The sequence below is a fragment of the Limosilactobacillus gorillae genome (assembly GCF_001293735.1).
Taxonomy (GTDB): domain Bacteria; phylum Bacillota; class Bacilli; order Lactobacillales; family Lactobacillaceae; genus Limosilactobacillus; species Limosilactobacillus gorillae.
Genome location: NZ_BCAH01000005.1, coordinates 58,812 through 79,210 on the forward strand (window position 1 = coordinate 58,812; position 20,399 = coordinate 79,210).

Genomic DNA, 20,399 nt, shown 5'->3' on the forward strand with positions numbered 1-20,399 from the left:
TTACGCTTCCTTTGATTGTTTTTTGTAACTGTCTAGGTATGCTAAGTACTTGTCACGGTCGAGCGACTTTTCAGACTCCCCGATTACAAGCGTTGCCACGGTGTTTCCGACCACGTTAACCGCGGTCCGGCCCATATCAACGAAACGGTCAATCCCGGCAATGAAGGTCAAACCAGCTACCGGTACCCCAATCGTGGAGACCGACGCCAAGAGGACCACGAAGGAGGCCCCGGGTACCCCGGCCATTCCCTTACTGGTGATCATCAAGACTACCAGTAAGGTAAATTGGTGCTCCCAGGTCAGGTGTAAACCGTATGCCTGAGCCAAGAAGAGGGCAGCCAAGGACTGATAAATAGCCGATCCGTCCAAGTTGAAGGTGTAGCCAGTTGGGATAACAAAGGAGGCAATCCCCTTGTCGACCCCCATCCTTTGGGTCTTTTCCATTAGGCGCGGCAGGGTTGCTTCCGAACTGGCCGTTGAAAAGGCCAGCATGATTTCTTCCAGAACTGCCCGCATCGTCTTCCAGTAGTGCAGATGAAACATCCTGCAGACAATCCCAAGTACAACCACACAGAAGACAACCATCGTTACGTAAGCAATCAAAATGAAGTAGCCTAGTGGCAGGAGGGCCGACAGCCCCATTTGGGCAACCGTCATCCCAATCAGGCCGAAGACCCCAATCGGGGCGAACTTCATGACCCAGTTAGTAACCTTAAACATGACCTCGGAAACGCCATTTAAGACATCAACCAAGACCTTGCCTCGTTCCCCAATTGCGGCAATCCCTAGTCCGAAGAAGACGGAGAAGAAGATCACCGGCATCATTTCCCCATCAGCCAGGGACTTGAAGATGTTAGTTGGGATAATTGCTAACAGCGTGTCCCAGATCCCGGTATGCTGAGCCGTCTTGGCAGTGGTCATGTACTTGGAAATGTCACTCCCCTGCAGATCGTGAATGTTAATAAAGCTCCCAGGGTGGGTGATATTGCCGACCACCAGCCCCAAGACGATCGCAATCGTGGTTAAGACCTCAAAGTAAATCAGGGTCTTCCCCCCAATGCGGCCAAGCTTATGCAGGTCCCCAATGTTGGCGATCCCAACCGTTAAACAGGAAACCACGATCGGCAAGACGATCATTTGAATTAACCGCAGGAAAATCGTCCCGAGGTTGCTCATGATCGTGATGGCGCCTTGGTTGTGGTAAGTCAGTGACCCACACGCAATCCCCAAGACAAGTCCAATCACAATTTGCCACCCGAGGCTCAGGCGGAAAAAGCGATACTTCTTCATAAAAGAATCCTCCATCTCTAGTCTCATTAAAAGGTTGTTCTCATCATTTTATCACAATTTGTGCTTTTCTTTCGGTTTTTCCGTAAAAATGATGCTAAATGATTTTTAGAATCCCGCGCCATGAGGGCGTTTTAACGAAAGTTGATTATATTTCCAACCGCCAAAACCGAACTTTCCTGGAATTTTCTTTAACTTTTTGAAAGAAGTTGTATGATAAAACATGATTGAATTGTCAGGAAAGGAACTACCGCCATAATGACCCCTACCCGTGCCAACACCATCCCCGGACGTTTTTTCTTCTTATTTGTCTCAATTTTTTTGAATGCCTTTTGCAACGCCCTAACCGTTTCGACCAACATGGGTTCTGCAATCTGGACGGCCTCGGCTGTTAATCTCAGCCACTGGGCCCACCTGTCTTTGGGCAACACCCTCTTTTTGGAGGGGGTTGTCGTCGCCGTTACTAACCTCTTCTTACTGGGACGCTTTGATTACTTCCGCTTAATTCGCAATCTCTTGTACATTACCCCCTTCTCCTATTTACTAGCCGGCTTTGAATCCTTCTTCATTACACTGGGCGTCGGCAATTTCCCCCTCATCTGGCGGTTAATTTTAGACGTAACTGGGTTATTCGGGGTCGCGATTGCGGTCTCCATTTATCAACGTGCCAACCTAATCATGCACCCCAACGATGATCTCCCCTACATCCTCCGTTTTCGTTTCATGCATGGATCACCGGTCTGGTCACAGTGGGCATCTAACGTTCCACCCTTATTGATCGTCTTGTTCGCTTGGTTGTTTACTGGTCAGCTGTTTGCCTTTAACTTCGGGACCTTTTACAACATCGCCACCCAAGGTTACTTTATTGGCTGGGCCGATCGCCACGTTTTTGCCATCCTCCATCACCACCTGGAATTCAAAAATTAGTTAACCCGTTTATCAGGTAAGACCGCGACTAAACTTAGTTGCGGTTTTTATTGTGTACGTTTTCACTAGTAAATAAAGGTAAATTTTTTAGTAAAAGTTATTGAAAGTTAAGATGAAAGCGGTTACTATTGTATCCGTAAGCAATTATATATTTATCTGTTTGAGGAGGAAATGTTAGTCATGGATGCGCAAAATTCTAAGGCGAGAACATTAAACTCCCGGATTGCATATTCCTTTGGGGCCTTCGGGCATGATATGTTCTACGGGATGCTTTCGACCTACTTCATGATGTTTGTTACCGGTCACTTGTTTAACAGCAATGCCGGTGGTGAAGCTGCCCGGATGGTTTCCTTTATTACCATAACCATCATGGTGTTGCGGATTGCCGAATTGATAATCGACCCATTCATCGGGAATATCATCGATAAGACCGACACCAGGTGGGGCCACTTCAAGCCATGGGTTGTCGGCGGGGGGATCATCTCCGCCGTTGCCATCGCTCTTCTATTCACTGACTTAGGTGGATTAACTTACAAAAGCCCGATGCTGTACCTGTTCTTGTTCGCAGTCCTTTACATCGTAATGGATATCTTCTACTCCTTCAACGACGTAGCCTTCTGGTCCATGATTCCTGCCATCTCCTTTGATACAGCGGAACGTGAAAAGACGGCCACCTTCGCCCGGGTTGGTTCCACATTAGGGGGGCAATTAGTTGGGGTCGTTGTTATGCCCCTCGTCCTCTTCTTCTCCATCTCTTCTAACGGTGGTAACGGGGATAGCCGCGGTTGGTTCGGTTTCGCCGCTACGGTGGCCATCATTGCGGCCGTCTCCGCCGTTGGGGTCGGGATCTTCACCCACGAAAAGAAGAACGAGCTTCGTAACAACACTGAAAACACCACCTTTGGGAAGGTAATGGGGGTTTTGGTTAAGAACGACCAATTAATGGCGATCGCTTTAACCTACGTCCTCTACACCACCGGGATTCAAATCATGAATTCCTTCCAACTCTACTACTTTACTTACATCATGGGGAAGGCATCGACTTATACTATCTACGCCTTAATTAACGGGCTGATTGGGGTAATTACCGTTTCCCTCTTCCCAGGCTTAGCCAAGAAGTTCAGCCGGCGGCGGGTCTTCTTCTACTCCATTTTAGTAATGATGATCGGGCTGGTAATCTTCGCCCTGGCCGGTCACTCCTTAACCCTAGTTATTCTCGGTGGAGCCATCTTCATGCTCCCACAACCGCTAATCTTCTTAGTTGTCTTGATGATTATCACTGACTCCGTCGAATACGGTCAGTTAAAGCTTGGTCACCGTGATGAAGGGGTCACCCTTTCCGTTCGGCCATTACTTGATAAGTTCGGTGGTGCCGTTGCCGGTGGGGTTGTCGGGATGACTGCTACGGCTGCCGGGATGATTTCCGGGGCCACAGCTTCACAAATTACTTCCCACGGGACGTCCATCTTCAAACTAATGATGTTCGCCGTTCCAGCCATTTTAATCCTGCTTGGGACTCTGGTCTTCTCCCGTAAGGTTAAGCTGGACGAAAAGATGCACGCTCAGATCGTCAACGAACTGGAAAAGACTTGGCACCAACACCTGAAGGGTGACGACAAGGCCCTCACCGAAATGGCCTCTTCTGAAACCACTACTTCCCTTTCCTTTACGGCGCCAGTCGACGGGAAGCTCCTACCATTAAGCAGCGTTTCCGCGCCAGCCTTTGCCGATGGTTCAATGGGCGAAGGGATCGCCATCAAGCCAAGTGACGGCCAAATCTTTGCTCCGGTTTCCGGAACGATTGTCGCCGACTTCCCAAGCACCCACCATGCCTTGGGAATCCGGACTGACAACGACATTCCATTCCTAATCCACGTTGGGGTCGACACCGTTGAAATGCACGGGACTGGCTTTGTTTCTTACGTCGAAAAGGGACAACACGTCAATGCTGGTGACAAGCTAATGGAATTCTGGTCCCCAGCTATCAAGAAAGCGGGCCACGAAGATACCGTCATGATTGCCTTTACTAAGTCCGATAACACACCAAACTACGAGCTTAAGTTCGTTAAGGACAGTGGCTTAGTTGATCATGGTGACGAAATCATTAAGATCGAAAATAAGTAAGCCACCTTTAAACCGGGGCCGCGACTGTCAGCGTCACGGTCCCTTTTTTAAAAGAAAGGAAGTATCCTCATGCCAATCTTAGTTAACGATAAAACCAAGCTTTTCCACCTACAGACCAAAAACACTAGCTACATCTTCCAAATTCTTGCCAACGGGGCGGCCGGCCAGGTTTATTACGGTGCTAAAATCCCTGCTAAGTCATCCTACTCTAACCTGATGACAATGGAAGAACACGACTGTACCAACACCTTGACCGAAGTGAACACCGACTTTCAACTAGAACTAGTTAAGCAGGAATTTGCCACCCAGGGTAAGGGAGACTACCGCGAGGCTGCCTACGTGATCCAGTTCCCAGATGGGTCCCGAACCAGCGAATTTGAATACCAAGGCTATCAAATCGAGGCCGGCAAGAAGCGTTTGGCAGGCTTACCATCCACCTTTGATGACGAGGGAACCGACGCTACCAGCCTGACGGTTACCTTTAAGGACCGCCTCTATGACCTGACGATGAACCTGCACTACACCGTCTTTAATGACGAAGACGTGATTGTTCGCTCAGCCAGCTTTGAAAATAAGGGCGACGCCGTTATCATCGACCGGGCTCTGTCAGCACAGCTTGACCTCCCTGATGATAACTACGATCTCCTCCAATTCTCCGGTACCTGGGCACGGGAACGCCACCTTTACCGTAATCACCTGCGACCGGGTAGTCAAAGTATTACCAGCCGGCGGGTTAGTTCTAGCCACCAGCAAAACCCATTCATTATCCTAGCGCGGCCCAACACCGACAATAAGCAGGGCGAGGCCTTTGGCTTTAACCTGGTTTACTCTGGTAGCTTCTTAGATACGGTTGAGGTTGACCAATTCAATACCACCCGGGTCCTCACTGGGATCCACCCCGACGACTTCTCCTGGCAACTGGAGACCGGTCAGACCTTCCAAACCCCTGAAGCAATCCTCTCCTACACCCAAGCTGGGATGAACGCCCTTAGTCAGCAAATGGGACGCTTTTACCGTGACCACTTGATCAACCCACACTTCGCCAAGGAAGACCGACCGATTCTGATCAACAACTGGGAAGCCACCTTCATGGACTTTAACGAGGAAAAGCTGATGAAGATCGTCACCAAGGCTAAGGAAATCGGGATTGAGATGTTCGTTTTGGACGACGGTTGGTTTGGCCACCGCGATAACGATCTCTCCAGCCTGGGTGACTGGTTTGTCGATAAAAAGAAGTTCCTCAACGGGGTCGGTGGCTTTGCCAGCCGGGTTCATAAACTCGGAATGAAATTCGGTCTCTGGTTTGAACCGGAAATGATCTCGATTGACTCCAAACTTTATGAAGCCCACCCAGACTGGATGATCCAAACCAAGGGTCGCTTGAAGACCCCGGCCCGCCACCAATTCGTCCTCGACATGGCCCGCCCAGAAGTCGTTGACGACCTCTTCACTAAGATGAGTGCCGTAATCAAGGATACTAACCTTGATTACATCAAGTGGGACATGAACCGGGCAATTACCGAGGCCTTCACCGCCTCCTTGCCAGCTAATCGCCAACAAGAATTCGCCCACCGCTACATTCTCGGCGTCTACCAGCTTTACGAACGCCTGACCAAGGCCTTCCCGAATGTTCTATTCGAATCCTGTGCCTCTGGTGGGGGCCGGTTTGACCTGGGAATGATGTACTACGCCCCACAGGCATGGTGCTCCGACGACACCGACGCCATTGAACGGATCTACATTCAAGATGGTTCCTCTTACGGCTACACCCCATCAATGTGGGGCGCCCACGTTTCCGCCGTCCCAAACGACCAGGTCGGCCGGGTCACCTCTTTAGACACCCGGGCCAAGGTGGCTTACTTTGGCGCCTTTGGCTACGAATTAGACCTCAACGAGCTATCTGAAGAAGAACAAGCCACCGTTAAGAACCAAGTGGCCTTTTACAAACAGTACCGCCACCTCTTCCAGCACGGAACTTTCTACCGGATTGACAGCCCAGACACCGCTAAGGACAACGTTTATGGCTGGCAAGTGGTCAATGATGATCAATCCGAAGCCATCGCCATGCGCTTCCAGATCTTAAACGAGCCTAACCCAGGCTACCTACGCTTCTACTTTACCGGCCTGGATCCGGAAAAGTCTTACCAAGTTAACGATGACGAGGAAACTTATTCCGGAGCCGAGCTGATGAACGCTGGTTACTTTGTAGCCCGGATCATGCCACGCTCAGCTTCACCAAAGCCCCTGGCCGACTTCAACGCCACCATGTTTATCGCTAAGGCCATCGACTAACCTTTATGAACTAACTTAAAACGAATCGCCCCCTTACCGACCAAGTATGATGATCGGTAAGGGGGCGATTTGTTTATCCTTGAAGACCGGCACCCCCACGCATTCTTAGCGTGGGGGTGCCCATATGGTATTATTTGGTTTCTTCTGGTGGCGTACTTTGCCGTAAGATTAGGCTGGTTCCGACCACTACTCGCTGAGGTGCCAGTTCACTGTCAGCCAGCCGACGACTCAGCAGGTCAATAGCTGTTCCTGCCATCTGATCAGTGGCCACGTGGATTGCCGACAGAGCCGGGTAGAGGTTACAGGTCACCGATTCGATATCATTGAAGGACACCAGGGCCATTTGGTCTGGGATAAGCACTTGAGCCTCGTGGAGGGCCCGTACGGCCCCCACCGCCATCGCATCATTAGTGACCATGACAGCATCAGGGCGCTCCGGGTTATCCAAAAGTTCCTTCATCGCCTTGTAGCCCCCGTCAACGGTGTAGTTTTCAATCTTGACTAGCTTGGGGTTATAACGTTCACGGTCCTTGAGCGAGGTTAAAAACACCTTTTCACGAACGTCATGTACCCGCTGACCATCGGTAGTAAGCTCCAGCCCGGCGATCAGGCCGATCCTTTGGTAGTGGGTCGTCAGGTAGGCGGCTGCCTGGTGCATCCCCCCCTCAAAGTCGGGAAGGACACAGTCAAGGCCCCCTACTAAAACATCGTAGTCGACCACAACCAGGGCCGGTGTCAGCTTTTCAAATAGGTGGAGCTGGTGACCGGAGAACTTTCCGATCGCCACAATCCCGTCGATATCTTGGGGAATCTGGTCAACATTGTTTTCAAAGACCGTCATCGTCATGAACCCGGCCTGCTGAGCCGCCTGCTCAACGTTCATCCGGACACTCATATAGTAGATATCATCTAGTTCCCGTTCGGCCGAGTACCACTGCACAATGGCAATTCGACGTCCGGTTACCTGGGACTTGGGACGCTTAGTATAAGAAAGCTGTTCGGCAATTGAAATGATCTTACGGCGGGTTTCTACCGACACCGATAGCCGCGGATCGTTGTTAAGTACCCGGGAGACGGTGGCCAAAGAAACCCCCGCCCGCTTTGCAATGTCTTTTAGGGTTACTGCCATTTGGTCCACCTCCTCGAGTTATTTACAGTTGCTTGATGAAACGTTGCCAAGCTGCGTAGCCATCGTCCGTCCGTTTAAAGACACCGGCGTCTTCTAAGACGTCAGAGAAGACCTGGGCGACCTCTTCTTCTAAGACATCGTCCACGTTGTCTTCATCAATCGTCCGCTTAGCCGCGATCTCCTTAGCCCACGGCAGGTGTGCTTCTTCAATTTGGTTATCCTTATTTAACCAGAACTTCTTAACTTCTTCCAGTTCGGCCTTCAACCGGGCCGGTAAGATTGCCCGCCCCATTACTTCGATCAGGCCAATATTTTCCTTTTTGATGTGCCACAGTTTTTCATGCGGATGGAAAATCCCAAGCGGGTAGTCTTGGCTAGTGTTATTATCACGCAAAACCAGATCCAAAACAAAGTCCTTACCATCCCGGTGCATAATTGGGGTTACCGTGTGGTGGCGAACCCCGTCTTCTCCGACGGCCACAACCGCGCGTTCAGGATCGCTATAGTCGTTCCAGGTCCTTATAATATGGGTTCCCAGTTCAATCAGGGCGAGCTCATCATCAGTCACCAGCCGGATATCTGACATCGGCCAGTCAACGATTCCCGCCTTGACTTGCGGGTAATTAGCAAAGGTTAATTCTTGCTTGATTGGAGCCTTCATCATTGGGAAGGTGTGGCGGCCCCCCTGGTAGTGTTCATGGGCCAACATCGAACCACCAACAATTGGTAGGTCCGCATTAGAGCCAACAAAGTAGTGCGGAAGGGTTTTTTCAATTTCAACCAGGTTGATAAGGGTTTGTTGGCCAATCTTCATTGGGGTGTGTTGCAGGTCCAAGAAAATGCAGTGCTCGTGGAAGTAGGCGTACGGCGAGTACTGGAAGCCCCATTTTCGGCCGCCAATCATCATCCGAATCACCCGGTGGTTACTCCGGGCTGCCTGACCTAGGCGACCAAGGTAACCCTCATTTTCAATGCACAAAGCACATTGGGGGTACTTCTTAGCCGTGTCGTGAGCCGCCGCTGCGATTGCCTTAGGATCCTTTTCCGGTTTGGACAGGTTGATGGTGATTTCCAGCTCATTCCCGTCCTTAACCCGGCGGGTAAATTCAACATTCTTTTGAATCGCCGCCACCTTAACATAGTCATTCTCGGTACACAGTTGGTAGAACCAGCCAGTCGCTGCTTCCGGCGATTGGTGATATTCCTGCCAGAAGCGAGCGTTAACTGCAGACGGGGTCGGCGTCAAAAGGTCAAACAGCTGGGCGTTTAAGATCTCTCTTTCCGTTTGTCCATCTTCAATCTTACCGTTTTCAACTGCTAAGTCAACTAGTTGTTCAGCAACTGACTTACCTGTGACTACGTCATGGTTCTTGTCGCCAACCAAAGCGCGGACCTTATTTTCAACGTAAACCTTGTCCAGCGGCTGGTAAGCCCCACTGGCAATTGCCTTATCAGCAAAGGTTTCAATTAATCCCATGGTCTAAAAACCCTTCTCTCTTTTAAATCCTATAGCTTGTGCGGGCCGTCAACAATCTCAGCATCGTAGAAGGAGGCGTCGTAACCAACCTTTTGACGGTAGATTTCCCCAACCTTCTCCTTTAAGTTTTCGGCCTGGTCCTTCTTAACAATGGCAATGGCAGAGCCGGCAAAGCCCCCACCAATCATCCGGGCCCCCAAAACACCTGGTTGTTGCCATGCGGCCTCGGCCAGAGTGTCTAATTCAGTCCCGGAAACTTCGTAATCGAAGTGCAGGGAAACGTGAGAAGCGTTGATCAACCGGCCTAGTTTCTCGAGGTCACCGGCCGTCATGGCTTTGGTAGCCTGAATCGTCCGTTGGTTTTCAAAGACGGCGTGACGGGTCCGCTTAAGCAGGGTTTCATCATTTAAGAGGTAGCTGTATTCATCAAAGGTATCCTCATCAATTTCACCCAGTGAATTGATGTCTAGCTTAGTTTGCAGGCGCTTCAAGGCTTCACCACATTCAGCCACCCGGTCGTTATATGCGGAAGCAGCCAGGGAGTGCTTCTTGTTGGTGGACATGATCACGATTTCGTAGTCGCCCAGTTCAAGTGGCATGTACTTGTACTCCAGGGTGTTACAGTCTAAGAAAATGGCGTTGTCCTTCTTACCCATTCCCACAGCAAACTGGTCCATGATTCCGGAATTCAGGCCCACGAAATCATTTTCGGTCTTTTGACCTAGTTTAACCAGGTCAATTTGGTCGATTTCTAAAGAGAATTCATCCTTTAGGACCTGCCCCATCAGCATTTCGATTGATGCAGATGAAGAAAGGCCAGCCCCGTACGGAAGATTTCCGTAAACGTATAGGTTGAACCCGTGGTCAATCTTAAAGCCCCTTTGACGAAGGTAAACCAGCATCCCCTTGAAGTAGTTGGCCCACTTACGGTCGTCAGCTTCTTCAGGTTGTTCGTCAGTGATGGTAAAGGAAACAACATCCCCCTCCATATTACCAGAGAAGAGTTGAACCCGGTCATCATCACGGGCCCCATACACTGCGTAGGTCCCCAGTGAGATAGCACACGGGAAGACGTGGCCACCATTGTAGTCAGTGTGTTCGCCGATCACGTTAATCCGGCCCGGTGAAAAGAAGAGATCTTGTCCTTCTACGCCAAAGGTGTCTTGGTACTTATCAAAAAGTGTTTGTTGATTCATGTTTGTTTGCCCCCAGTTCTTCATTTAGTAAAAAAACAAGTAAAACTTTTACCTTTATTATGCTACTATCACCTAGTTTAATAGTCAATAGAGCGCTTACATTTTTTACTAAAGTTGTTAAGGGCGCACCCCTTCGTCCAACGTGCTATTATAAAGGAAACCAGGAGGGATCTTCATGACTACACTTTTTACCCCCGCCCAGGTCGCCCAAGCTAGCCTCCTCTTGGGAAGATGGCGGCTGCAAGACGGCGAGCTTTACACCCCTCTTTTGGGTGGGGTGATCAAGACCATCATCCAAGGTGCGCAGGCACTAACCTTGACGGTGGCCAACCGGCACGCTGAACTGATGCCCAGCCACTACTGGGCTATCCGGGTCAACCACGGAACGTGGCAGCGATTCAACGCCGCCCAAAAGATCACGCTCCCCATACCGGTACCTGACTGCCTGGTTGAAATTATGACCGCCGGCAACACTGACTTTGATGACGTCTGGACAGGGCGTCAGGGTTTTGCCCTCACTAGTCTTAAGCTAACGGGTGCGGGATGGTTAGTACGCCCCGTATCCCGCCCAGTGGTAACGATTTTGGGCGATTCAATCACTGCTGGCTGCTGGGTTAACGGCTACCACGCCGCTGTCGACTATTGCCCGGAGAATAACTTTGTTGGCCTGGCCCAGGACCAAGTTGATTTCGACCTGGTGCGGGTCGCCTACTCAGCAGCCGGACTACTGCGCCCAGCAACCGGAGGCGTCCCGGTAGCAATTGATTGGCTTAATCATTTCAACGCCCAGACACCGTGGCCGACCCAGGGAAATACCTTAACGGTCATTAACCTCGGCGTCAACGACCGACGTTTTGAAGAAGATGCCTTTGCTACTGCCTACGAAGACTACGTAACTGCCGTTATCAAGCGGTCCCAGGGTCCAACCGTTCTAATGATCCCCTTTGCCCAAACTTTCAGTGCCATCATCCGGGACTGCGCTAGGCATCACGGTCTACCGGTAATTGAAACGGCAGGCTGGTGCACCAGTTTTACTGACGGCCTCCATCCCGATTTAGCCGGCTCCAGAACGGCTGCCCGAAGATTTGCCACTGCTCTCACCCGCCTGCTTAATGAAAGAAGTGGTTAACCGACTTCTCCACCAAAGCAGATCACCCATGGTATCGGGCCTGGGTCTTAGCGATGATAAAAGCAACCTAATGAATTAACTAACCTCACCAATTAGAAAGGGAGTCTTTTCAATGCATATTTCCGTCCCCTTAAATGAGCACGGGCTCTTAGCCGACAAGTTCGGTAAGTTCGCCGCACCAACTAACATGGCTGCCGACCATCCTGTTCGCTCCTTCCCAATTAAAATTACGGCTATTCCCGAAGGTACCAAGAGCTTAGCCCTAACCTTCGTCGACTTCGACTCGACTCCCGTTTGCGGCTTCACCTGGATCCACTGGCTGGCCGCTAACTTCCCCGCCGATACGACCCTGATCGATGAAGATGCGAGTCGTACGGGTGGTAATTTTATCCAGGGTAAAAATAGTAACGCTGGCCGCTTAGTCAACGGCGACCCGGCCATCACAACCGGCTATGTTGGCCCCCAACCGCCGGATAAAACCCACAACTACACCCTGACTGTTTACGCCCTGGACCAGGTCCTTGACCTTCAAGACGGGTACTGGCTTAACGATTTTCGTCACGCTGCTTCCGGCCACGTCTTAGAACGGGCCCACTTAGATTTACCAAGTCGCGCTAAGTAAGGAGGAATTATTATGGATAATCGGATTTTCTTTAACCCGGGCGACTCAATCGCCAACATCCACGATTACAACGAAGCCGTCCGCAAGGGGCAAATCTTTAAAAAGGAACAACAGGCTGACGACCTTGTGATTGCCAAGGGGCCTGATAACGAGGAATATGCCATCTTCTATGCCAACGACGCCCTCCCCGCCGACCATGAAAAGTCCCAACCCTACGAAGTCAAAAAGCACGTTTAAAAAAAGAGCGGCCCTAGCTATGGCCGCTCTTTTTTTACATATAGCTAACGAAATCAGTGATTTTTTGTTGGACTCCCTAAAACTCCATCGCCGCTAAGAACTCCTTGATCCGTGGTGTCGGGTGGTTAAAGAAATCATCGGCGGTACCGGTAAAATCCACCTGACCGTCTTCGACAAAGACAATCTTGTCAGCTACCCGGCGGGCAAATTCCATGTTGTGGGTGACCACAATTAGTGAGTCGCCATCGTTAGCCAGCTGCTGAAGGACACGCAGAACCTGGGCCTCTAACTCAGGGTCCAAGGCACTAGTTGGTTCGTCAAAGAGAATGTAGGCTGGGTCCATCGCTAACGCTCGGCAAATCGAAATTCGCTGCTGTTGGCCCCCAGATAGTTGGCCCGGGAAGCGGTCGGCGGTGTTGTCTAAGCCAACCTTTTGCAGGAGCTCATGGGCCCTTTGCTTGGCTTTGACTGGGTCCTGCTTTAAGACGTGGATTGGTCCCTCAGTGATATTTTGCAGGATTGTTAGGTGTGGAAAGAGATTCCAACTCTGGAAGACCATCGCCATCTTCCGGCGCACTGCTAGAATTTCCTTGTTAGTCAAGTTGGCACCGTAATCAACCGTCAAGTCATCAATCGTCAGGGTGCCGGACTGGGGACGCTCCAGGAGGTTTAAGGATCGTAGGAGGGTCGACTTACCGGCCCCAGACGGTCCTAAAATAACCGTCGTTTTGTGTTCATCAAAGGTGACCGTCACGTCATCTAGAGCGTGGTGGTCGCGGTAGGCTTTATCAACGTGTTCTAATTTAATCATCTTATTCCCCCAAGGCGTCCACGTAACGGGACGTCCACTTCTCTAAGTAGTGCTGCAGGATACTCAAAATGGTACAGAAAAGGGCGTAAATAGCGGCCACAATTGAGTACATTAGGAGTGGCTGATAGTTATTAGAGGCAATCTGCTGACTAACCATGAACATCTCCACAATCGTAATCGAGCTTGCCAGAGAGGTGTCTTTGACCAGACCGATAAACGAGTTCGATAGCGGTGGCAGGGCCACTCGTAAGGCTTGCGGAAAGACGATCCGAAATAAGGCCTGACGGTAGGTCATCCCAATGGAGTAGGCAGCATCCCACTGGCTTTCCGGAATCGATAAAAGAGCGCCCCGAATTGTTTCAGAGGCGTAGGCCCCAGTGTTTAAAGAGAAGGTAATGATCCCGGCCGTCCATGCATCAAATTGGATCCCTACGTTCGGCAGGCCAAAGAAGACAATAAACAACTGAACTAAGAGGGGCGTTGACCGAAATAACCAAACATAAAAAGAGAAAACCGCCCGGACGCCTCCCCACAGGGGCTTAGACTTACCCTGGGGTCTAGAAATTCGAATTAGAGCCGTAATGACGGCAAGCACTAGCCCAATTGCAAAGGAAATAATGGCAATTGGAATTGTATATTTAATCCCCGCCCACAAGATTTCGGGGGTCGAGCTTTTAATGATATCCCACATAAGGTTCCTTTCTACTTGAATGAGTCGTCAAATATAGAAGGGCCCTAGTAACCGGTGCTGGCCGGTAAAACTAGGGCCCGATAACTGCGGTCCTAAAGATCGCTATTTTTCAGTAATGTTACCATGGAAGTACTTTTCGGACAGCTTCTTGAGCGTCCCATCCTTGCGTAATTCGGCCAGGGCCTTGTTAACCTTCGTTTGTAATCCCTTGTTATTCTTACCCATTAGGATTCCAATCTTTTGAACCGGGATCTTAGAAGCCGGAACTTCCTGATACTTGAGATCGGTTGCCCCAGTTGACGTTTGATAGTATAAAAAGGCTTCCTTAGAGTTCAGGGCAGCTTCAGCCCGACCTTGGCGAACTAATTCCATGGCCGTGGAAAAGTCGGTCGAAGAAACCGTCTCCCCCCCAAACTTCTTCACGTTTGCAGCATTGGCCGTTCCCGTTGCAGCAGCAATCTTTTTACCCTTGATGTCATCGATGTTCTTAATCGTAGTGTTATCCTGCTTCATGATCAAAGCTGACTTAGAATAAATGTACGGCGTTGAGAACAGGTAAGACTTTTGGCGTTCCGGGGTCATGGCAATGTCATTGATCGCCACATCAAACTTCTTAGAACCAACCCCGGCAATCAAGGAGTCCCACTTGGTCGGAACAAACTTAACCTTATAACCCATCTTCTTAGCTAAGTCACGGGCTAAGTCCACTTCAAAGCCGGTTAACTTACCGTTTTCCCGGTAAGAATACGGAGCATAGGTTCCCTCAAGTCCGACCGTCAACGTCCCCTTGGTGACCAGTTGGGGGGTATTAGACGATGAGCTGCTCTTTCCACAGGCCGCTAACGCCACCATTGCAATCAAACTGGCTGCGACCACACTCAATCGTTTCATCCACTTCTTCATTTGAAAGAAGCCTCCTCAATATAATTTCTTTCGGGTTCCCACTTAAAAGTAAGGAACTTACCTTTAGTAACTATAACAAGCCCCCCGGAGTACGTCAAAGAATAATCGTTAGAAAATTTTAATTTTTAACCATTCAATTGATTAGCGGCCACCAACGATCCGTTCGGCCGCGTCTTCTAACCGCTCGATTAAAGCGTCAGCGTTGGCCTCAAAGTCGGCGTTAAAACTGGCCAACTCAGGGACCACCGTCCCGACCTCCTGGCCCATAAAGTCGGTTACCACCAGCTGGTTTTCCCGCCAGGAAACGTCATCATAATGGCCTTCCAAGGCCTCATCCATAAAGGATTGCATTAAATCCAGAACCGCTCCTTGGATAACCTCATCTTTCGTTAAAATAGTTCCCCGTACCTGAGCCTGGGCGATCTTCATTGCTACTTCTTCCATGTTAGTTGGAATTTCAACACTCATTTTCTTACTCCCTTAATTGAAATCTTCCTTCCATAATATCATAATTAAGCCTAGAAACCGTTTTGATTAGCTTCAATCAAGTTTTGAAAGGATGTATGCTATGACCGCGATCGTGTTAGTTCCCACCTACCTCGCCGAGACCGGCTTTGAGGTGTTAGAAAGGGCTGGGTTAAACCTCGTCAAGGTGCCTAACGTTGATAACGAAACCCTCTTAAAATACCGGAATGAAGCAGTAGGCGCCATCATGGGTGTCGCACCAATTGACGATCGGACCTACGCCCAAATGAAGAAGCTAAAGGTCCTCGCCCGGATTGGGGTTGGCTTTGACAACTTAAACCCTGTGGAAGCCGCTAAACACAACATTGTGGTAACAATCACTCCCCACTCCAACGCCATTTCGGTAGCCGAATCAACGATCGGGGCGCTTTTGAACCTGTCTAAGGACCTCCCTCAGCGAACCGCCCTAATGCGTCAAGGTAAGTGGAAGGAAGCTAGTCGAGCCCAAGGTCACGACGTCGACGGCCGGGTGATTGGCATTATTGGCTACGGCCGGATTGGCCATGAGGTTGAAAAGCGAGCCGCTGCCTTGGGGATGCGCGTCCTCGTTAACAACGGTCAACACCCCAAAGTTCCCGAAATTGGGGCCCCGGTTTCCTTAGATGAACTACTGGAAAAAGCTGACTACATTACCCTATCAACCCGGGTAACAGATGAAACCACCCACCTGATCAACGCTGAAAGGCTAGCTAAGATGAAGAACTCTGCTTCAATTATTAACTTTGGACGTGGTGCTTTAATCGACACCGTTGCTTTAATTGAGGCATTAAAGACCGGGGTTATCCACTCGGCAGCTCTGGACGTCTTTGAAAAAGAGCCGTTACCGGCCACCTCTGAACTATACAAACTTGACAACGTCTTGCTCAGTCCCCACATTGGTGGTGGAACAATCGAGGCAATGAACCGAGGCAGCTGGGGGGCCGCCACCGAAGTTGTCCGTATCCTAGCCGGCCAAAAACCCCGCTGGGCGGTCACCCCTCGCTGTTAGCCATGACCAAGATCTACTACCAGGAGATGACGCCAGCCGGCTATCAGGAGATTGAAAATCAAATCGCGGCCCTAAAGGATAAGCGCCCCATCCTAATCGCCCGCTTAAAGGCAGCAAGGGCCCTGGGCGACTTATCGGAGAACACCGAGTATTCAACGGCTAAGCATGATCTGCGCCACTTAGAAAGTCGGTTACGCTACCTCAATAAGCTACTAACCTACGCCAAAGTGGTTAACGTCTCAGATGATGGTAAAGTCGCCCTGGGCAAGTTTGTTACCGTCCGCTTTTTGGATGACCAGAGCGAAGAGACCTACCAGGTTGTGGGGCACCACCAGGCTGAACAGGCTGCCTTGGACGCCAACATCTTGGCCTTTGACTCTCCCCTAGGTATTGCCTTAATGGGCCAGCAGGCCGGAGCGACGGTTACTGTTAGAGCACCGGCGGCTAGCTATCAGGTAGTCATCATCACCGTCAAAATTAATCCCCCCAAATAAGCATAAAAAAAGAAAACCCGGTCCCCGCTAAAAGATGAACATATCCCCTTTTTCTCAGCTAATCACCTGATTAGCTGAGATTTTTTATCTTGCCCTCATCGCTAAAGTCCGCTATACTAGTCGTCGTTACGCCAATTAATCAACACAAGATCTTGTAAGCACGGCGGTTAAAATTACCACATATTGTGGTTTGGAAGAGAGCGATTACATGTTTGATCAGTATAAAGACGTATTAACCCATTTACCCCAATATTCCAAGAACATCTTTCGGCCTGGCTATTTCTCATGGTTGATTGGCCAAATGAAGGGTTGGAGCACCTTCTCATGGTACCTGGTGGCATTTAACTTTATTGTCCAAGTGGTCTTGATGATTCAAGGTTGGACTAGCGTCCCGGTTTCCCACTCGATTATCGGCTTCTTATCAGCCAACCTGAGTGTCCTGTGCGTGGTTGGGATTTCTAATAAGTCCGCCATCCAAGGCTGGTTTGGCCTGACCTCGGCGATCTTTATCGCCCTAAACGCCTACCTGGCCCACAACTTTGCCGACATGACCCTGCAAATCTTTTACATCCTTTTTTTGGACCTCTTTTGCATCCTATCACCGTCCTGGAATAATAACGTTAAAGTTCACGCCATGGGCGGCCTCAAGGGCTGGCTCAAGTACCTGCTCTTGTTCGTCATCTTATGGGGAATTATTTACTACCTGTACGGCCTGATTAACGACCCACGCCTTTTCTTAGATTCACTAACTTTGGCCATCTCATTAACGGCCGCCGTAATGGAATTCAACCTCTTACGCCAACAGTACTACCTTTGGACGCTGGGTAGTATCATCACGATCGGCCTGTGGCTTCAAACAGCCCTTCAAGGGGCGGCTAACTACGCCCTGGTAGCCTCTTACCTGGTCTTCTTATTAAACGACCTTTACGCCTTCTTTGGCGCTAACGGTTGGTTCAAAAAGCAAGAAGTCGTTTCCGGCTACGGCCAAGAAGAAGCAAACTAAAATTACATTAAAGGGCACCGTGGTTCAATGAGTGAACCACGGTGCCCTTTTTCTATTGTACTGTTTTCAATGCCCGCTGGTAGGCAGTGTAGGTCCGCTCATCAAAGCAAACCATCACCACCCGTTCAAGTTGGGAATGATTTCCCAGGAAATACTTGATCGTTTGAAGGGCCAGCGGGGCTGCCTCTTCAACCGGGTAGGCGTAAACCCCGGTTGAAATCGAGGGAAAGGCAACCGTCCGGCAACCATTAGCAACCGCCAATTCAAGACTGTTCCGGTAGGAGTCGGCCAAAAGGGTGGCCTCATTTTGGTTTCCACCCTGCCAAACCGGTCCCGGGGTGTGGATGACAAAAGTCGCCGGCAGGTTGAAGCCTGACGTAATTCGGGCCGCCCCGGTTGGGCAACCGCCAAACTTCGCACAGGCAACGTCAAGGCCTGGACCAGCTGCCCGATGGATTGCCCCGTCAACACCCCCGCCCCCGCGTAGCGTTGTGTTGGCGGCGTTAACGATGGCGTCTACCTTTAACTTGGTAATATCACCTTGAATCACTTCTAAGCGTGCCATCCTCTAATCACCTACCAAATATGAACTCGGTCGGCGGGTGCCTTGTACATGGCGTCGCCCTCTTCCACCCCAAAGGCTTGGTAGAATTCAGTCAGGTTTTGAACCTGTACATTGGCCCGTAGTTTGTTAGGAGCGTGTACATCGACTGCCAAGAGTAGTTGCATGTACTGTTCGCGGGCCTTCATTCGCCAGATCCGAGCCCAGTTGGTGAAAAAGGCCACTAAATCGTAGTCCTCCTCTTGCTTAGCCGCCGAAAGAGCGCAGGATAGGCCACCAGCATCGGCAATATTTTCAGAAACGGTTAGCTTACCGTTGACGGTTTGCCCCGCATACGGTAGGCCATCAAACTCCTTGATCATGTCCTGGGCCAAGGTCCTAAAGTGCGCCTGGTCTTCTTCGGTCCACCAATTATTTAGGTTTCCAAATTCATCGAACAAAGCACCGTTGTTGTCAAAGGCGTGGGAGATTTCATGGGCAATTACGGCTCCGATCCCACCATAGTTTTGACTGGCCGACTGCTTAAGGCTATAAAAGGGCGCCTGCAGGATCGCAGCCGGAAAGACAATGATATTCATAAAGGGATGGTAATAAGCATTGACGGTGGCAGCGCTCATTTCCCAGCGGGTCTTGTCAACGGCCTTCCCGAAGCGGTGGAAGTTTTCGGCCACCGCAACCCGGTTGAGGGCGGCTAAGGCCCCCATCAAATTTAGGCTATCATCGACTTTGAGCTGGTCATAAACGGTCGGTATTTTGGCCGGGTAGCCAACCTGAATGCCAAGGGTATCAAGCTTAACGACCGCCTTTTGACGGGTTGCCGAAGAGAGCCAATCGTTATTTGTTAGGCGCTGTTTATAAACGTTAATCATCTGGTGGACCATGTGTTCAACGTCTTGCTTAGCATCCGGTCCGAAGTAGGCTTCCCCGTAGTACTTACCGATCACCTGGCCAAAGTAACTCATTGTCAAGTAGTAGGCAAACTTACGGTGGTTAACGGCCTCCTTAGACCCGGATAAGGCACGGCTGTACTCACCACCCAAAATCCTTAGCTCATCAGTCAAAAGGGAGGCATTCCCGGTAACCGTCTTGGCCAAAAGCCAGCTCTTGAAGAGGCTAAAGTGGTCTTGTAAGACCTCATTTAAAGCCGTCAGGTAGTTAGGCTCGGTAACGATTACCTTCGCTGGCTCAACCCCCACCAGTTCGGTTACCATCTTGGCTAAGTCGACTTGATCGGTAGCCTTCACGAAGTCACAAAAGGCCACCGGGTTGTACATCTTAGAGTAATCGGCGCGCTCCTCGGCAGATTTGACGTGGGGGACTAGCAAAGCGTCAAATTGCTTAGCCTCCTCGGTTACCTGGTGAGCCCGGTTCTTTTCAAAGCCCGCTAAAACGAAGAGCTTTTCTACCATCCCTGACCATAAGGCCAGTAGCTTTGGGCCCTGAGAGTTATCGGCTTGGTAGTAACCCTTTTCCGGCAGAATTAGCCCCGGGGCACCAAAAAAGAGCCCGTATTCGGTGGCCATCTTCATGTCTGGATCAATGTCAAAGGAAACCGGGCTGGGCTTACCTAGCAGGGCCCATTCCGGCCACTTAGCCACGTAGTCCTGGTAGTCACTTAAGGCTTCGACTTCCTCAAGCTCTTTAACTAAGGGTGCTACCCCTTCTTTTTCCCGCCGGTCAAAGTCCTTCGCCAAAGCGTACAGCTTAACGGCCTCCTCCATTCGTGCATCCGGGATTTCTTTTTGGCCGTTCGCCATGGCGTCTAGGTCGTCCATCAGGGTTTCTTCAACTTCCTTGACCAGGTCGTTAAAGCCCCCGGTTGCTGGCTTGTCCGCCGGAACCCGAGCAGTTTGTTCCCACTCCCCATTTACCGCTTGGTACAAATCAGCCTTCGCCGCCGTCAAATCTACTTGTGTCATCTTTTCGCATCCTTTCCAAAGCGTTTATTCTTATTATAAGCAAGAAAGTCAACTACCACCGATTAAAATCGATGGCTTGTAGC

The 20,399-nt window shown here is 50.3% G+C and carries 19 protein-coding genes; 9 read left to right on the forward strand and 10 right to left on the reverse strand.

The window, feature by feature from the left end; genetic code table 11:
- Window positions 1-1,290, reverse strand: a complete 1,290-nt coding sequence (locus tag AOQ57_RS00795; RefSeq protein ID WP_093624260.1) for a dicarboxylate/amino acid:cation symporter — start codon at window positions 1,288-1,290, stop codon at window positions 1-3.
- Between the two features lie 252 nt (window positions 1,291-1,542).
- On the opposite strand from AOQ57_RS00795, the gene AOQ57_RS00800 reads away from it, so the two are divergent.
- The 3 genes from AOQ57_RS00800 to AOQ57_RS00810 all read left to right on the forward strand — a co-directional run bounded on the left by AOQ57_RS00800 (window position 1,543) and on the right by AOQ57_RS00810 (window position 6,630).
- Window positions 1,543-2,214, forward strand: a complete 672-nt coding sequence (locus tag AOQ57_RS00800; protein WP_093624262.1) for a DUF6198 family protein — start codon at window positions 1,543-1,545, stop codon at window positions 2,212-2,214.
- A 180-nt stretch (window positions 2,215-2,394) separates the two neighbouring features.
- Complete coding sequence (locus AOQ57_RS00805; protein WP_093624264.1) at window positions 2,395-4,338, forward strand: sugar MFS transporter; 1,944 nt, start codon at window positions 2,395-2,397, stop codon at window positions 4,336-4,338.
- A gap of 69 nt (window positions 4,339-4,407) precedes the next feature.
- On the forward strand, window positions 4,408-6,630 hold the full coding sequence (locus AOQ57_RS00810; protein ID WP_093624266.1) for an alpha-galactosidase: 2,223 nt from the start codon (window positions 4,408-4,410) through the stop codon (window positions 6,628-6,630).
- Window positions 6,631-6,760: 130 nt separating this feature from the next.
- Here the strand turns inward: AOQ57_RS00810 and AOQ57_RS00815 are convergent, their stop codons facing one another.
- The 3 genes from AOQ57_RS00815 to AOQ57_RS00825 are packed head-to-tail and all read right to left on the reverse strand — an operon-like array spanning window position 6,761 to window position 10,432.
- Window positions 6,761-7,759, reverse strand: coding sequence for a LacI family DNA-binding transcriptional regulator (locus tag AOQ57_RS00815; RefSeq protein ID WP_093624268.1), 999 nt, complete (start codon window positions 7,757-7,759; stop codon window positions 6,761-6,763).
- 22 nt (window positions 7,760-7,781) lie between these two features.
- On the reverse strand, window positions 7,782-9,236 hold the full coding sequence (locus tag AOQ57_RS00820; protein ID WP_093624270.1) for a UDP-glucose--hexose-1-phosphate uridylyltransferase: 1,455 nt from the start codon (window positions 9,234-9,236) through the stop codon (window positions 7,782-7,784).
- A 29-nt stretch (window positions 9,237-9,265) separates the two neighbouring features.
- A complete protein-coding gene (locus AOQ57_RS00825) occupies window positions 9,266-10,432 on the reverse strand; it encodes a galactokinase (RefSeq protein WP_093624272.1) in 1,167 nt (388 codons plus the stop codon).
- A gap of 175 nt (window positions 10,433-10,607) precedes the next feature.
- On the opposite strand from AOQ57_RS00825, the gene AOQ57_RS00830 reads away from it, so the two are divergent.
- The 3 genes from AOQ57_RS00830 (at window position 10,608) to AOQ57_RS00840 (ending at window position 12,420) form a co-directional block, all read left to right on the forward strand.
- Window positions 10,608-11,561, forward strand: a complete 954-nt coding sequence (locus tag AOQ57_RS00830; protein ID WP_093624274.1) for a GDSL-type esterase/lipase family protein — start codon at window positions 10,608-10,610, stop codon at window positions 11,559-11,561.
- 112 nt (window positions 11,562-11,673) lie between these two features.
- Complete coding sequence (locus AOQ57_RS00835) at window positions 11,674-12,183, forward strand: YbhB/YbcL family Raf kinase inhibitor-like protein (protein ID WP_093624275.1); 510 nt, start codon at window positions 11,674-11,676, stop codon at window positions 12,181-12,183.
- 12 nt (window positions 12,184-12,195) lie between these two features.
- Window positions 12,196-12,420 (forward strand): hypothetical protein, encoded by a 225-nt coding sequence (locus tag AOQ57_RS00840; protein ID WP_093624277.1) that lies wholly within the window; start codon window positions 12,196-12,198, stop codon window positions 12,418-12,420.
- A gap of 76 nt (window positions 12,421-12,496) precedes the next feature.
- Here the strand turns inward: AOQ57_RS00840 and AOQ57_RS00845 are convergent, their stop codons facing one another.
- The 4 genes from AOQ57_RS00845 to AOQ57_RS00860 all read right to left on the reverse strand — a co-directional run bounded on the left by AOQ57_RS00845 (window position 12,497) and on the right by AOQ57_RS00860 (window position 15,293).
- Window positions 12,497-13,231, reverse strand: a complete 735-nt coding sequence (locus AOQ57_RS00845; RefSeq protein ID WP_093624279.1) for an amino acid ABC transporter ATP-binding protein — start codon at window positions 13,229-13,231, stop codon at window positions 12,497-12,499.
- A 1-nt stretch (window position 13,232) separates the two neighbouring features.
- Window positions 13,233-13,922 (reverse strand): amino acid ABC transporter permease, encoded by a 690-nt coding sequence (locus AOQ57_RS00850; RefSeq protein WP_093624281.1) that lies wholly within the window; start codon window positions 13,920-13,922, stop codon window positions 13,233-13,235.
- 102 nt (window positions 13,923-14,024) lie between these two features.
- The gene (locus AOQ57_RS00855; RefSeq protein WP_093624283.1) at window positions 14,025-14,825 is read right to left on the reverse strand and encodes a transporter substrate-binding domain-containing protein; all 801 of its coding nucleotides are present in this window, start codon (window positions 14,823-14,825) and stop codon (window positions 14,025-14,027) included.
- Window positions 14,826-14,966: 141 nt separating this feature from the next.
- Window positions 14,967-15,293, reverse strand: coding sequence for a hypothetical protein (locus AOQ57_RS00860; protein WP_093624285.1), 327 nt, complete (start codon window positions 15,291-15,293; stop codon window positions 14,967-14,969).
- A 100-nt stretch (window positions 15,294-15,393) separates the two neighbouring features.
- On the opposite strand from AOQ57_RS00860, the gene AOQ57_RS00865 reads away from it, so the two are divergent.
- The 3 genes from AOQ57_RS00865 to pnuC all read left to right on the forward strand — a co-directional run bounded on the left by AOQ57_RS00865 (window position 15,394) and on the right by pnuC (window position 17,835).
- Entirely contained in the window at window positions 15,394-16,338 is a 945-nt protein-coding gene (locus tag AOQ57_RS00865) for an NAD(P)-dependent oxidoreductase (protein ID WP_093624287.1), read from the forward strand.
- Between the two features lie 2 nt (window positions 16,339-16,340).
- Window positions 16,341-16,832 (forward strand): transcription elongation factor GreA, encoded by a 492-nt coding sequence (gene greA / locus AOQ57_RS00870; protein WP_093624289.1) that lies wholly within the window; start codon window positions 16,341-16,343, stop codon window positions 16,830-16,832.
- A gap of 208 nt (window positions 16,833-17,040) precedes the next feature.
- The gene (gene pnuC / locus AOQ57_RS00875) at window positions 17,041-17,835 is read left to right on the forward strand and encodes a nicotinamide riboside transporter PnuC (protein ID WP_093624291.1); all 795 of its coding nucleotides are present in this window, start codon (window positions 17,041-17,043) and stop codon (window positions 17,833-17,835) included.
- Between the two features lie 52 nt (window positions 17,836-17,887).
- Here the strand turns inward: pnuC and AOQ57_RS00880 are convergent, their stop codons facing one another.
- Together AOQ57_RS00880 and AOQ57_RS00885 are read right to left on the reverse strand one after the other, a co-directional pair.
- Entirely contained in the window at window positions 17,888-18,400 is a 513-nt protein-coding gene (locus AOQ57_RS00880; RefSeq protein ID WP_093624293.1) for an O-acetyl-ADP-ribose deacetylase, read from the reverse strand.
- Between the two features lie 11 nt (window positions 18,401-18,411).
- Window positions 18,412-20,316 (reverse strand): M13 family metallopeptidase, encoded by a 1,905-nt coding sequence (locus AOQ57_RS00885; protein WP_093624295.1) that lies wholly within the window; start codon window positions 20,314-20,316, stop codon window positions 18,412-18,414.
- Between the last annotated feature and the right edge of the window lie 83 nt (window positions 20,317-20,399).